Here is a 13085-nt window from a genome sequence, read left to right on the forward strand (position 1 = left end):
GGCGCGCTCAGCGGGTGAGGCGCTCGCGCTCGGCGTGCTCGAGCAGCCGCCGCAGCCGCCCGGCGATCGCGTCCTTGGTCATCGGCGGGTCGGCGAGGCGGCCCAGCTCCTGCAACGACAGCTCCGGGTTGCGGGCCCGCAGCAGGCCGGTGGCCAGCAGCCGCTCGGGCACCCCGGCGGGCGGGTCCGCCAGCAGCGCCTGGACGCGCAGGGTCGTCGTCGCCGCGGCCTGGGAGGCGCGCTCCCGGTTGGCGTCGTGCAGCGCGCCGCTCACCGCCGCTTCGCCGGGACCGCGCCGCAGGGCGGGATCCCACGCCTGCGCGGCGCGGGATGCCCCCATCAGGCCGAGCACCGCTCGCACGTCGGCCGGGTCACGGATCACGACCCGGTCGCCGTGGGTGCCGGGGCGGGTCAGCGCGGCGACGCCGAGGCGCCGGGCCGCTCCGGTGAGCGCCATCGCCGTCTCCGGGGACGGGCAGAGCAGCTCCAGCCCGGCCCGGCCGCGGCCGCCGAGCGCCCCGGCCGCCAGGAACGCGGCGCGCCAGGCCCCGGCCAGGACCGCGTCGTCGCCCGCGACGACCGGCGGCGGCAGGCCGCGCACCCAGCGGCCGGTGCTGTCGCACAGCCGGGTGCGGCGGGCCAGCTCCGGGACCCGTGCGACGACCCGGAGGGACTCGGCGGACAGCCGGACGACGGGGATCTCGAACAGGTCGGTGATCTGCCGGGCCAGGCGACCGACGGCGCGCGCGCACCCGGCTGGGACGTCCAGCACCGGGACCGATGCCGCCCCGACGGTCCGGTCGAGGGTCCCGGCGCAGGCGAACCGGAGTGTCGTCGCCGCCTCCGCGCGTCCGATGTCGGCCCGTGCGGGGCGGTGCCGGAACAGCTCGTCCCGGACGTCGAGGATGTCCACCTGCGGCTCCTTCGGATCCGATCGGCGTGCTCCGCCGGTGCGGCTCGGCCCCGCGACCGTCGGACGACGCCCGGCCGAGGGGACGGCCGGTCCGGGACGTACCGCCCTGGCGGGGGCGACGCGCCTCGGACCAGCCGGTGCCGCACGCCGGGCTCCCGGTCGGCGTGCACCACGTCCCGGACAACGATCGACCGCCGCAGGACGAGGCGGATCCGTTTGCCCGCCACGACAACCGGGCGACCGGGGACGCCGGGCGCGGCGACCGGGACGACCGGTGGTCGACGGACCGCCGACCGGTGACCCTGCGTGATCCTCTTCCCCGGGGCGGCCCCGGCGCACGCCACCGGTCCGGCCCCGATCGGGTCCGTGGACGGTTGGGATCGCTCCGGCCGGGTAGCGCGTCCACAGCGGGCGCGCCCCCGACGGGGGCGCCGCCCGACGGGGGCGCCGCCCGACGGTCGTCGAACGCGGAGGTAGCCCCATGGACGGACACAGCGACGACTACTCGGAGGCCGACCTGGAGGTCGGCACGCCCGAGGACCACGCCGTCGGGGCGACGGCCGTCGCGGTGTCGATGAAGCGGTCGCTGGAGCGGATGGGACCGTCCCGCACCGCCCGCACGCTGCTGAAGCTGAACCAGGCCGAGGGCTTCGACTGCACCAGCTGCGCCTGGCCGGACCCCGACCCCGGGCACCGCTCGGTGGCCGAGTTCTGTGAGAACGGCGCGAAGGCGATCGCCGAGGAGGCGACGACGCGGCGCGCGACCCCGGAGTTCTTCGCCCGCCACAGCGTCGCCGAGCTCGACGAGCGGTCGGAGTACTGGCTCGGCCAGCAGGGCCGGATCACCCATCCCATGGTCCGGCGACCGGACGGGACCCACTACGAGCCGATCGGCTGGGACGCGGCGTTCCGGCTGATCGGCGACGAGCTGAACGCCCTGGACGACCCCGGCGAGGCCACCTTCTACACCTCCGGCCGGGCGTCCAACGAGGCCGCGTTCGTCTACCAGCTCTTCGCCAGGGCGTTCGGGACGAACAACCTGCCCGACTGCTCGAACATGTGCCACGAGTCGACCTCGATCGCCCTGCAGGAGTCGATCGGGATCGGCAAGGCCAGCGTGACGCTGCCCGACCTGCTCGAGGCGGACGTGATCGTCATCGCCGGACAGAACCCGGGCACCAACCACCCGCGGATGCTGACCCAGCTCGAGCACGCCAAGCGCAACGGCGCCACCATCATCACGATCAACCCGCTGCGCGAGGCCGGGCTGATGCGGTTCAAGAACCCGCAGACCCCGACGGGCGTCCTCGGACACGGCACCGACATCTCCGACCTCCACCTGCCGGTCCGGGTCAACGGCGACCTCGCGCTGTTCCAGGCCATCGGCTCACTGCTCGTCGAGTGGGACGCCCTGGACCACGAGTTCCTCGACCGGCACACCAGCGGCTTCGACGCCTGGCGCGACCACGTCGCCTCGATCGACCGCGACGCCGTCACCCGGTCCACCGGGCTGTCCTGGGCCGACATCACCCGGGCCGCGGCCCTGTTGCGGGACTCGCGCAAGACCGTCTTCTGCTGGGCGATGGGTCTGACCCAGCACCGCAACGGCGTCGCGACGATCAAGGAGGTCGTCAACGTCGCCCTGGCCCAGGGCAACATCGGCCGTCCGGGCGCCGGGCTCTTCCCGGTCCGCGGCCACTCCAACGTCCAGGGCGACCGGACGATGGGCATCTGGGAGCGCGTCCCGGACTCCTTCCTCGACGCCCTGCAGGCCGAGTTCGCGTTCGACCCGCCCCGTGAGCACGGCCTGGACACCGTCGACAGCATCCGGGCCATGCGTGACCGGAAGGTCAAGGTCTTCGTCGGCCTCGGCGGCAACTTCCTGCAGGCCGCACCGGACACCGACGTCACGACCGCGGCGCTGACCGGCACCCGGCTGACCGTGCAGATCTCGACGAAGATCAACCGGTCGCACCTGCACGGCGGCCGGACCGCGCTGATCCTGCCCACCCTGGGCCGGACCGAGCGCGACGTCCAGGAGTCCGGACCGCAGTTCGTCTCGGTCGAGGACTCCACGTGCTCCGTGCACTCGTCCCGCGGCCCGCTGCCGCCGGCGAGCCCGCACCTGCGCTCGGAGGTCGCGATCCTCACCGGGATCGCCGAGGCCACCCTGGGCGACCGGTACGGCATCGACTGGGCGGCGATGCGCGGGGACTACCGCCGCATCCGCGACCACATCTCCCGCGTCGTGACCGGCTGCGAGAGCTACGAGGTGAACGTCCGTCGCCCCGGTGGGTTCGTGCTGCCGCACCCGCCGCGGGACTCGCGGACCTTCGAGACCGGGTCCGGGCGCGGCGAGTTCGCGGTGTCGCCGATCGAGGTCCTCGAGGTGCCCGACGGGCACCTGCTGCTCCAGACCCTGCGCAGCCACGACCAGTTCAACACCACCATCTACGGCCTGTCGGACCGCTACCGCGGCATCGAGGGCGGGCGCCGGGTCGTGTTCTGCCACCGCGAGGACATCGCCGCGCTCGGGTACTCCGAGGGCGACCACGTGGACCTGATCACGCGCTGGGAGGGCGACGAGCACGTGCGCTGCGCGTCCGACTTCCGCCTGGTGGCCTACGACGTCCCGCGGGGCACCGCGGCGGCGTACTACCCGGAGACGAACCCGCTGGTCCCGCTCGACGCCACCGCGCTGAAGAGCAACCAGCCGGCGTCGAAGTCGGTGGTGGTCCGGCTCGGCGTGGCCGGGAGCGAGGAGTGCGACCCGCGGGGCGCCCAGGGAGCGGTCGGCGACGACAACGGCCACAAGTCCCGGCCGGAGGTGTCGCACCTGTCCTGACCGTGAGGCGTGCCGGGGCTCACCAGGGGACGACCGCGCCGGTGTGGTCGAGGAACTGCAGGCCGCCGTCGTGCGCGTGGCCCACCAGGACCTCGGCCACCCCGCGCGCGCTCTCCGCGACGGTCAGCCGGGCCCCGGGGCCGCCCAGCTCGGTCTGCACCCACCCCGGGTGCAGGAGCAGCAGGGTGCGCGGGTCCTGCGCCGTCCGGGCGGCGTAGCTGCGCATGAGCTGGTTGAGCGCGGACTTGCTCGCCCGGTAGACCTCGTGCCCGCCCCGGGTGTTGAACCCGATGCTGCCCTGCCGCGACGACATGACACCGATCGTGCCGGTGGGAGGGACCAGCGGGGCGAGCCCCTCGACGACCCGCATCGGGCTCAGCGCGTTGGTCACCATGACCTCGACGAACACCTCGGTGGGCACCTGCGCGGCCGGCACGTCGGCGTCGGTGATGCCGGCGTTGACGAACAACAGGTCGATCCGGCGGCCGCCGAGCCGCTCGCGCAGCGCGTCGATCTGCCCGGTGTCGGTGATGTCGAGGTGCTCGACGGTCACCCGCCCGGTCCGGTCGGCGAGTGCCGCGAGGGCCTCCGGGGTCTCACCACGCACGGTGGCGACGACGTCGAACCCCCGCTCGGCGAGTTCGCCCGCCAGGGCGAGCCCGAGTGAGCGCGAGGCCCCGACGACGAGTGCGGTGCGGTCGGTCATGTCTGCTCCTGGGTGTCGGTGCGGGGGTCGCCGGCGAGCCCGTTCTCGATCCGGCGCAGCAGGACGACGGCCGTGTCGATCCCCGCGGGGTCGTCGGCGACCCCGGCGAGCAGCTCGCTCCAGATGCGACGCAGCTCGCGCAGGTTCTGCTCGGCGCGGTCGGTCGGGTACAGGCGGACCCGGCGCGCGTCGTCGGGGTCGGACACGCGCCGCACCAGGCCCTTGGCCTCGAGGTTGCGTAGCGCCCGGCTGGTGTTGCTGGAGATCAGCCGGGTCGCCCGGGCGACGGCACCGGCGGTGATGCCCGGCTCCCGGTCGATCACGCGCATCACCGCGCTCTCCAGCGGGGTCCAGCTCTGCCCGGCGAACGCGGGCTCCTTCGACGCGTGGATGAGCCTGCCGACCGCGAGGATGCGGTCGGCCAGCTCGAACAGCCGGGTCTCCTGGTCGTCGTCCACCCCATCACCGTAGCTGAAAAACTGTCAGACGACAGGTATCAGGCGACAGTATTCGGGTCCGGGAACATCCGCGTCGCGATGGCGTCGTCGCCGGCCGGGACCCGGTCGAGGCCGACCATCCGGTCGACGACCATGTTCTGGAAGCGGTGGACGGGCTCCTCGAAGCGGAAGCACATCCGGCCGCCGCGGAAGGCCGGGTCCGCCAGGCCCTGCTGGACCCGCTCGACGATGTCCAGGTCCTGGCGGTTGACCAGGTCCCAGAACGCCTCGAGCTGGTCGAGCCCCGCACGGCCGGCCTCGTCGTCGACGAACTCGGGGTGGGTGAGCAGCACCGCGGTCTCCTCCGTCCGGTCGGCGGCCACCGGGCGGTTGAGCAGCACGAAGGCGTGGTTGGGCAGGACCACCAGCGCGCAGCTGGGGAACAGCCACACGAAGCGGCCGCTGTCCGCGTCGTCGGGGCCGAGCGTGCTCAGCGGCGCCGGGCCGTCCCAGCCGCCTGCGTCGGTGTTGCGCGACACCGGGGTGGTGCACATGCCCGTGTACATGCCGGGGCCCTGCCAGCGGTAGTGGTCGGAGAACCGGGAGACCCGGTTGAGCTCGGGATGCACCCACGGCAGGTGGTAGTACTCCATGAAGTTCTCGCCGACGAGCTTGTAGTTGGCCGCGACGTCGTAGCGGCGGCGACGGCGGGGCGACCAGGTCTCCAGCCGGTGGTCGGCGAACCGGGCGGGCAGGTCACCGAGCTGCTCGCGCAACGGGCCCGGGTCGCGGCCGAGGTGGACGAACAGCAGGAACCCCCAGCTGTCGACGGCGACGGGGAGCAGCCCCTGGTCGGCGCGGTCGAAGCCGGTGGCGACCGAGGTGTCGAACACGGGCTCCTGCCCGGCCGGGACGTCGGAGCCCTCGAACAGCGGGGTGCCCAGGCACGCGCCGTCGGTGTCGTAGGTCCAGCTGTGGTACGGACAGCGGATGCGGCCGCGCCTGCCGACCTCGCGGGCGTCGGCGTCGAGCAGCCGGGTGGCGCGGTGGCGGCAGACGTTGTGGAAGGCGCGCAGCTCACCGTGCCGGTTGCGGGTGACGATCACCGACCGCCCCGCGACCTCGACGACGACGCAGGCGCCGTGCCGGTCGACGTCGGCGGTGAGGCCGACCGCGACCCAGCCGGTCGCGAACACCCGCTCCCGTTCGAGGACGAAGAACTCCGGTGAGGTGTAGGCGTCGGGCAGCAGGGTCGACGCCTGGTCCACGGGGAGGCGGGTGTGCCGGTAGGTGGCCTCGTCGCCGAACGTGGCGGGGTCGACCGGCCGGGCGGGCAGGGCGTCGTGGGGGGCGGGCGCCGGGCCCGCGGTGACCGGGAGGTCGATGCTCACGGGGGTCTCCTCTCGTCGCGGGGCGGACGGGCTCAGGTGTGGAAGCTGCGCCCGAAGGCGGGGTCGGTCAGCGCGGGCCGGGTGACGGAGAAGGCGTCGACCGGATGCGCCGGCTCCTTCCCGAGAGCGAGGTCGGCGAGCAGCCCACCGATCAGCGCGGCGAACTTGTACGCGTGCCCCGCCCCGATGGCGACGACGAACTGCGGGGTGCCGGGCAGGGTGTCGAGGACGAAGTCCTGGTCCGGCGGGACGGTGTAGAGACAGGTCCTCGAGTACAGCTCCGGACCGCGGAACCGCGGCAGGTGCCGGGCGAGGAAGGCGTCGTAGCGCTCGCGGCGGACCGGGTCGGGGTCGAACGAGCGGCCGTCGGCGGTGGTCTCCTCGCCGCCCATGTGCTGGCCGAGCTTGGTCGCGACCTCGCCGTACACCGGGAAGCCGTAGAAGTTGTGCTCGCCGTGCCACATGAAGACCGGGAAGCGGCCGGGCGAGAACTCGGCCAGGTGCGGGGTCGCGTAGTAGGTGACCTGCTCGCGCAGCACGGTCAGCGGCAGCCGCAGCCCCACCCCGGCGAGCAGCTGGTTGGTCCAGGCGTCGGCGGCCAGCACGACGCGGTCGGCGCGCAGGGTGCCCCCGTCGGTGACGACCGCGACCCCGCCGCCGTCGGCCCGGATCGACCGGACCGGGGTGTGCGGGCGGACCTCGGCGCCGTGCGCCCGGGCCAGCGCGACGTGCACCGCGTTCGCCCGCGCGGCGTCGACGATGCCGGAGTCCTCCTGGTACAGGGCCTGCTCGCCGCCCGAGGTCCGGAACTGGGGCCAGCGCCCGGTGAGGGCGTCGGCGTCGAGCAGCTCGTAGGCGACGTCGTGGCGGTCGAACAGCGCGGTGTATCCCTCGATGTTCCGGGTGCCGGTGGCGGTGCCCGCGCGGGCGACCCGGTCCTCGATCACCAGCCCGCCGGTGCGGGTGACGAGCCGCTGGCCGGACTCCTCCTCGACGGCGGCCCAGGCCCGGTAGGCGGGTGCGGCCAGGGCGGCGTAGGCGTCCTGGTGCTGGGCGAGCCGGATGATCCGGGAGTGGTCCTGGGACGCGCCCCGGTGATGGCCGAGCGCGAACTGCTCCAGACCCAGGACCCCCGGGCCGAGCTCGGTGGCGAGCCGGTGCAGCGCGGCCGAGCCGAGCCCCCCGAGGCCGATGACGATCGCGCGGTACGCACCCATCCGTCGTGCTCCTGCCGTTGCGCGGTGTGCTGACGACGACAGGGTGGGCGCCGGAAACCGTTCAGGTCCATCGCAGAATCGGACCCGGAATCTTGTACGTTCGGCGAATGATCGACCGGAGGCTGCGGGTGCTGGCCGCGATCGCCCGGCACGGGACGGTGACCGCGGCGGCCGAGGTGTGCCGGATGACGCCGTCGGCGGCGTCGCACCAGATGCAGGCGCTGGCCCGCGAGCTCGGGGTGACGCTGCTCGAACCCGACGGACGACGCGTGCGCCTGACCGCCGCGGCGCGGACCCTGCTGACGCACGGCGAGACCCTGCGGGCGCAGTGGGAACGGGCGCAGGCCGACCTCGCGGCCCACCGCGACGGCGACGCCGGCGGGGCGCTGCGGTTCTGCGGGTTCTCCACCGCGGCGGCGGCCGTCGTGCCGGAGGTGCTGGGACGGCTGCGCACCGCCCACCCCGGGTGGGAGCTTCAGCTGCGGGAGTGCGAGCCGGCGCGGGCGTTCGACCTGCTCGCCGCGGGTGACACCGACATCGTGGTGGTCGTCGCGACGTCGAGCCTCCCGCCGGTGACCGACCCGGCGTTCGACCAGCGGACCCTGTTCGACGAGCCGCTGGACCTGCTGGTCGGCCCGGACCACCCGCTGGTCGGGCACGCGGACGTGGCGCTGGCCGACACGGCCGCGGAGCGGTGGATCTGCAGCAATCCGGGACGGGCCTACCACCAGCTCGTGACGATGGCCTGCGCCGGGGCGGGGTTCGCGCCCGCCATCGCCCACCACGCCGACGAGTGGGACACCGGCGCCGCGCTCGTCTCCCGCGGGTTCGGCGTCGCGCTGGTCCCCCGCCTGGCCGACGTCCCGGCCCGTCACGAGACCCGGCGGATCCGGATCGGCACGCCGCCGGTGCCGATCCGCCGGGTGGTCGCCGCGGTCCGCGCCGGTGCGCGGCACCGGCCCGCGGTGGCCGCCGGGCTGGCGACCCTGGACGAGGTGTGCCGGGAGCTGGCCGACCGGCTCGCCGCGACCTGACCGCCGGCCCCCGGCCTAGGGGCCCGGCCGTTCCGGTGGGACGACGTCCAGTGCGTGACGACGGCGGGCCCCCTCCGGACCGAGCATCGCCGACAGCGGGCCCGCGATCTCCTCGGCCGCGGCCAGCACCGTGCCCGCGAGTGCGCGCAGACCGTCGTCGTCGACGGAGTCCTGGGCCCCGGACAGCGACAACGCACCCGTCACGGCGGACCCGGACCGCAACGGTACCGAGATCCCCCGCCGACCGGCGTGGTTGTCGGCGTGGGAGAGGGCGAACCCGTCCCCGCGGATGCGGCGCAGCTCCGACCGCAGGGCACGCCCGTCCCCACCGGGCCGCGCCCGCAGGACGACGGCGACCTCCGCCGCGGACAGGTGGGCGAGGATGGCCCGGCCGCTGCATCCGCGGGGCAGCGGCGACCGCTCCCCGATCCGCGTCCGCCACGACGGGTCGTGGTCGTGCGGAGGGACCGCGGCCAGCAGCAGCACGCGGTCGTGTCCGCTGCGCACGTGCAGCCGGGCGCTCAGCGAGGTCCGGCCCGCCAGCCGGACCAGGACCGGGCGGGCGAGCGCCCGCAGCTCGGGCCACGGGCCGAGCAGGGCGCCGAGACCGAGCGCCCGAGCGCCCAGCCGGTAGCCCTGGCGTCCCACGTGGTCGACGAAACCCTCGTGCTGCAACGCCCGCAGCATCCGGTAGGTCCGGCTGACCGGCGCGTCCAACCGCTCCGCGAGTGCCGGGAGGGTCACCGGCTGCTCCATCCCGGCCAGGGCCTCCAGGAGCACCAGGGAGCGGACGAGCACGGTGTCGACCGGCGCAGTTGCCACGTGGTGCAACTTAGATCGTCCGGGTGCGACCGCGGCGCGAGACTGGATCCATGCATGACGCAACGATCGATGACCGCACCGCGCTCTTCGCCCACCTCGCCGACCCCGCCACCACCGCCGGCTTCTTCGACCGGGTGGCCGACGACGTGTCCTGGACGGTCGAGGGCACGCACCCGCTCGCAGGCCACTACACGTCCAAGAAGGACTTCACCGCCGCCACGTTCGACCGCCTCGGCCCGCTGATGCGGGACGGGATCCGCCTCGAGGTCAGCCACCTGCACGTCGCCGGGGAGATCACCGTCGCCGAGCTGCACGCGACCTCGGTGACCCTCGATGGGGCGCCGTTCGACAACGGCTACTGCTGGGTCTGCCGGTTCGACTCGGCCCGGCCCGACGCCCGGATCGTGGAGGTCCGCGCCTACCTCGACAGCGCCATGGTCGCCTGGACCGTCGACCGCAACGAACCGCTGCGGGCGGGCTGAGCAGTGGGAGGGGCGGCGTGGCAGGCACGGAGCGCCGTCCCCTCCCGGCCGTGCCGCTCCGGCGACCGGACCCGCCCACGATCAGGGGTGGCTCGCGCGCCGACCGCCTCGGGCCTCTCCTCCGCCCGGTGTCGGGGCGGTGCCGCCGCGCGGGCCGGCGGCGAAGCTCCGCACCAGTCCGGTGACCCGCTCGGCCGCCTCCACGTTGGTGAGGTGCGCGGCCCCGTCGATGACGACGTAGCGCCCGTCCGCCACCCCGTGGGCGACGATCTTCGCCATCTCCGGCGGTGTGGCCGGGTCGGCGCCACCGGCGATCACGAGTGTCGGGACGGTGATCTCCGGCAGCCGTCGCCGGACGTCGAAGGCGCCGATCGCCTCGCAGCATCCGGCGTAGCCCTCCGGGTCGGTCGCCCCGAGCATCCGCAGCAGGCGGACGGCCTCCTCGTTGCGGGTGCGCACGAAGTCGTGGGTGAACCAGACCCCGGCCCGGCTCGTGATCATCGCGGCCGTCCCCTTCGCGCGGACCTCCTGCGCACGCGCCGGCCAGCTGGAGGGTTCGGCGAAGCGCGCGGCCGAGGCGATCACCGTGAGGGTCTCGAGACGGCCCGGGTGGTCGAGGACGATCTGCTGGCCGATGGCGCCGCCGATCGAGACCCCCGCGTAGTGGGCGCGGTCGATGCCGAGCCGGTCGAGCAGCGCGACGACGTCGCGCGCGAGGCCGGCCATCGTGTACGGCCCGGCGGGTGCCGGGCTCGCACCGTGCCCGGGCAGGTCGTAGCGCACGATGCGGAACTCGTCGGCCAGGGCGTCGACCTGCTCGTCGAACAGGTGCAGGTCGGTGCCCAGCGACGGTCCGAGCACGAGGACGGGGGCACCCTCGCGGCCGTCGATCCGGTGCGCGAGGTCGATCGGGGCGTGGACGAACTCGACCTCCGGTTCGGGCGCGCCCGTCCGGAAGGTCGCGGCGGCGTCCTCGACGCTGAACACGCCCTTCTCCCAGCCGTCGGCGAGCAGGGCGAAGTAGTCGAACGAGACGCGTTTGCGCCGGTAGCGCCACTCACCGTCGAGGCGCACGACGCGGTCGTCGTAGCGACCGGCGGCCACGTGCGGCACCCCGTCGCGGACGCAGGGCTGCCACAGCAGCGAGTGGACACGCGCCGCCGCGGGCTCGCCGTCGACGGCGTCGTCGTCCAGCTCGACCTCCAGGTTGGACACGTGGTGCCAGAACGAGGTGAGCCCCTCACGGGCCAGGCCGGCGAAGAAGCGGCGCAGACCGACCGGGCCCCGTACGTGGCGGAGGCCGACGAACTCGCCGTCGTCGGTGAACAGCGAGACCAGGGTGTCCCAGTCGCCGTCGTCGAGGGCCCGGCAGTAGCGCGCGTCGAGGGCCCGGATCTCCTCGATGGCCTCCAGCCGGGCGAGGCGCTGCTCCGCGGTGGTCATCGGAGCGCGCCGCCGTCCCCGGCGAAGACGACCGAGACCGGACCGTCCGGTGACGGCCGGTCCCCCGCGGCCGCGACGATCCGCACCTGCCCGTCGGGCAGCACCTCGACGTCGGCCGCCCTGCCGTCGACGAGGCCGTGGTAGCGGCCGGGCGGTGGGAGCGCCGTCCCGGGCTCGGGACGGACGACGTCACCGCGGCGGGCGCCGTCGACCCGGTGCGGGCGGCCGAGGGCCCGCGCCGCGGCGTCGAGCCGGCCCGACCGGATGCACCGCCGGGCGTGGGTGGACGAGCACGGGGCGTCGACCACGCGCAGCAGCGGCACCACGTGGGTGGTGAAGCCGAACCCCGTCCCCAGGGTCGCCAACGTGGTGACGTCGCCGGCGGCGCGGGCGCCGAAGGTGAAGTTCGCGCCGACGACGACCGCCGCGGCCCCCAGCCCGCGGGCCAGGACGTCGCGGGCGAACTCGTCCGGGGTCCGGGTGGCCAGCCCGGCGGTGAAGCGCAGTACGCAGACCGCGTCGACCCCGGCGGCGGCCGCGAGCTCGGCACGGTGGTCCACGGTGGTCAGGACGGCGGTGTCGCGGTCGACCCCGAGCACGCGGGCCGGATGCGGGTCGAAGGTGAGCAGCACGACCGGGAGCCCCCGCTCCCGCCCGACGGCCCGGGCGTGGTCGATGAGGCGTCGGTGGCCACGGTGGACGCCGTCGAAGACACCGACGGTCACCACGCAGGGGCCGAAGGAGTCGGGGACGGCGTCGACGCCCCACCACAGCGGGACGACGGGCCGGCTCGGGGTGCGGTCGGGTGCCTGGGCGGCGGTCATGACCGGGACCTCCACGTCACGGTTGCGCCGACGGGTGGGCGGGCCCGTGCCGGGGCCCGCCCACCCGTTCGGACTACTCGGGTTCGAGGACGAAGTCGTGGTCCGAACGGACCTCGTCGCCGTCGCCGGTGGGCTGCGGGTCGAGTACCAGCTCCGGCTTGGTCGCCGAGGCGACGTCGGAGTCCAGGTAGGGGTCACCGGTGAAGAACAGCTGGGTGGTGACCGTGCGGTGCCCGGGGGCGGAGACCAGGAGGTGCAGGTGGGCCGGTCTCCACGGGCTCCATCCCGCGGTCGTGGTGAGCTTCCCGGTCGGACCGTCCAGCGGGATCGTGTACGGGGCGGGCCTGCGGGTGTGGATCTCGAACCGGCCCTGCTCGTCGCAGGCGACGACGCCGCGCAGGTTCCCGGCCGGGGGCTTCTCCGCGAAGCCGGAGTACCAGCCCTCGTCGTCGGTGTGCCAGATGTCGACCGTCGCCCCGGGCAGCGGCGTGCCGTCGGTGCCGGTCACACGGCCGGCGAGGACGAGCGGGGTGCCGGGTTCGTCCTCGCGCATCGGCAGGGTCGCCGGGGACTGAAGCCGGACCTGGCCGTCGAGCCAGAACGGGCCGAGGATGGTGCCGGTCGAGCCCTGCCGGGACTCGGCGGCGACCCGCTCGACCTCGAACTCGAGGTAGACGTCGAGGAACAGCGGCCACTCGCCGGTGTCGGAGACCTCGATGAGCCAGCGCTTGAACGCGTCGAACTCGGAGTAGGTCACCTTGTGGTCGCGGATCGCCGCCCGGATCCCCTCCAGCGCGGCGCCCACGACGGCGGCGACGCGGTCGGCGTCGGCGCCGCCGCCCGCCGCGGTGCGCCTGCTGGACAGGCCGAGGCGGGCGGACTCGGTGGCGTTCGCGCCGGCGAGCCCGGCGCCGGAGGGGACGGTGTCGGAGGGGACGGTGTCGTGGTCGGTGGTGGTCATGGCGCGCCCC

General features: G+C 74.7%; 12 protein-coding genes. 3 read left to right on the forward strand and 9 right to left on the reverse strand.

Going from position 1 to position 13085, the window contains the following annotated elements; all coding sequences use genetic code 11:
- Positions 1-7: 7 nt before the first annotated feature.
- Positions 8-913: a DNA-binding protein WhiA gene (gene whiA / locus KPL60_RS18270; protein WP_226366577.1), complete on the reverse strand. Its 906-nt coding sequence runs from the start codon at positions 911-913 to the stop codon at positions 8-10.
- Positions 914-1394: 481 nt separating this feature from the next.
- On the opposite strand from whiA, the gene KPL60_RS18275 reads away from it, so the two are divergent.
- Entirely contained in the window at positions 1395-3758 is a 2364-nt protein-coding gene (locus KPL60_RS18275) for an FdhF/YdeP family oxidoreductase (RefSeq protein WP_226366578.1), read from the forward strand.
- 19 nt (positions 3759-3777) lie between these two features.
- On the opposite strand, the gene KPL60_RS18280 is transcribed toward KPL60_RS18275, so the two are convergent.
- Genes KPL60_RS18280 through solA form a run of 4 tightly spaced genes read right to left on the reverse strand, consistent with a single transcriptional unit; the run spans position 3778 to position 7509 of the window.
- Positions 3778-4464, reverse strand: a complete 687-nt coding sequence (locus tag KPL60_RS18280; RefSeq protein WP_062396927.1) for an SDR family oxidoreductase — start codon at positions 4462-4464, stop codon at positions 3778-3780.
- A complete protein-coding gene (locus KPL60_RS18285; RefSeq protein WP_226366579.1) occupies positions 4461-4922 on the reverse strand; it encodes a MarR family winged helix-turn-helix transcriptional regulator in 462 nt (153 codons plus the stop codon). The genes KPL60_RS18280 and KPL60_RS18285 overlap by 4 nt, the downstream gene beginning before the upstream one ends.
- Positions 4923-4960: 38 nt before the next feature.
- Positions 4961-6292: an aromatic ring-hydroxylating dioxygenase subunit alpha gene (locus KPL60_RS18290; RefSeq protein ID WP_083474273.1), complete on the reverse strand. Its 1332-nt coding sequence runs from the start codon at positions 6290-6292 to the stop codon at positions 4961-4963.
- Between the two features lie 32 nt (positions 6293-6324).
- Positions 6325-7509 (reverse strand): N-methyl-L-tryptophan oxidase, encoded by a 1185-nt coding sequence (solA, locus tag KPL60_RS18295; protein WP_226366580.1) that lies wholly within the window; start codon positions 7507-7509, stop codon positions 6325-6327.
- A 107-nt stretch (positions 7510-7616) separates the two neighbouring features.
- Here solA and KPL60_RS18300 point away from each other — a divergent pair, with 107 nt between their 5' ends.
- Positions 7617-8543 (forward strand): LysR substrate-binding domain-containing protein, encoded by a 927-nt coding sequence (locus KPL60_RS18300; RefSeq protein ID WP_226366581.1) that lies wholly within the window; start codon positions 7617-7619, stop codon positions 8541-8543.
- A 15-nt stretch (positions 8544-8558) separates the two neighbouring features.
- Here KPL60_RS18300 and KPL60_RS18305 read toward each other — a convergent pair whose 3' ends face one another.
- Positions 8559-9365, reverse strand: a complete 807-nt coding sequence (locus KPL60_RS18305) for an IclR family transcriptional regulator (protein ID WP_226366582.1) — start codon at positions 9363-9365, stop codon at positions 8559-8561.
- A gap of 50 nt (positions 9366-9415) precedes the next feature.
- Between KPL60_RS18305 and KPL60_RS18310 the strand changes: the two genes are divergently transcribed.
- The gene (locus KPL60_RS18310) at positions 9416-9847 is read left to right on the forward strand and encodes a nuclear transport factor 2 family protein (RefSeq protein WP_062396934.1); all 432 of its coding nucleotides are present in this window, start codon (positions 9416-9418) and stop codon (positions 9845-9847) included.
- 81 nt (positions 9848-9928) lie between these two features.
- Here the strand turns inward: KPL60_RS18310 and pcaD are convergent, their stop codons facing one another.
- From pcaD to KPL60_RS18325, 3 genes are all read right to left on the reverse strand, one after another.
- Positions 9929-11290, reverse strand: coding sequence for a 3-oxoadipate enol-lactonase (gene pcaD, locus KPL60_RS18315; protein WP_226366583.1), 1362 nt, complete (start codon positions 11288-11290; stop codon positions 9929-9931).
- The gene (locus tag KPL60_RS18320; protein WP_062403585.1) at positions 11287-12114 is read right to left on the reverse strand and encodes an adenylyltransferase/cytidyltransferase family protein; all 828 of its coding nucleotides are present in this window, start codon (positions 12112-12114) and stop codon (positions 11287-11289) included. The genes pcaD and KPL60_RS18320 overlap by 4 nt, the downstream gene beginning before the upstream one ends.
- A gap of 73 nt (positions 12115-12187) precedes the next feature.
- Positions 12188-13075, reverse strand: a complete 888-nt coding sequence (locus KPL60_RS18325) for a dioxygenase (RefSeq protein ID WP_062396936.1) — start codon at positions 13073-13075, stop codon at positions 12188-12190.
- Positions 13076-13085 lie beyond the last annotated feature (10 nt).

Origin of the sequence: Pseudonocardia sp. ICBG162, assembly GCF_020496225.1 — a bacterium.
GTDB lineage: Bacteria > Actinomycetota > Actinomycetes > Mycobacteriales > Pseudonocardiaceae > Pseudonocardia > Pseudonocardia alni.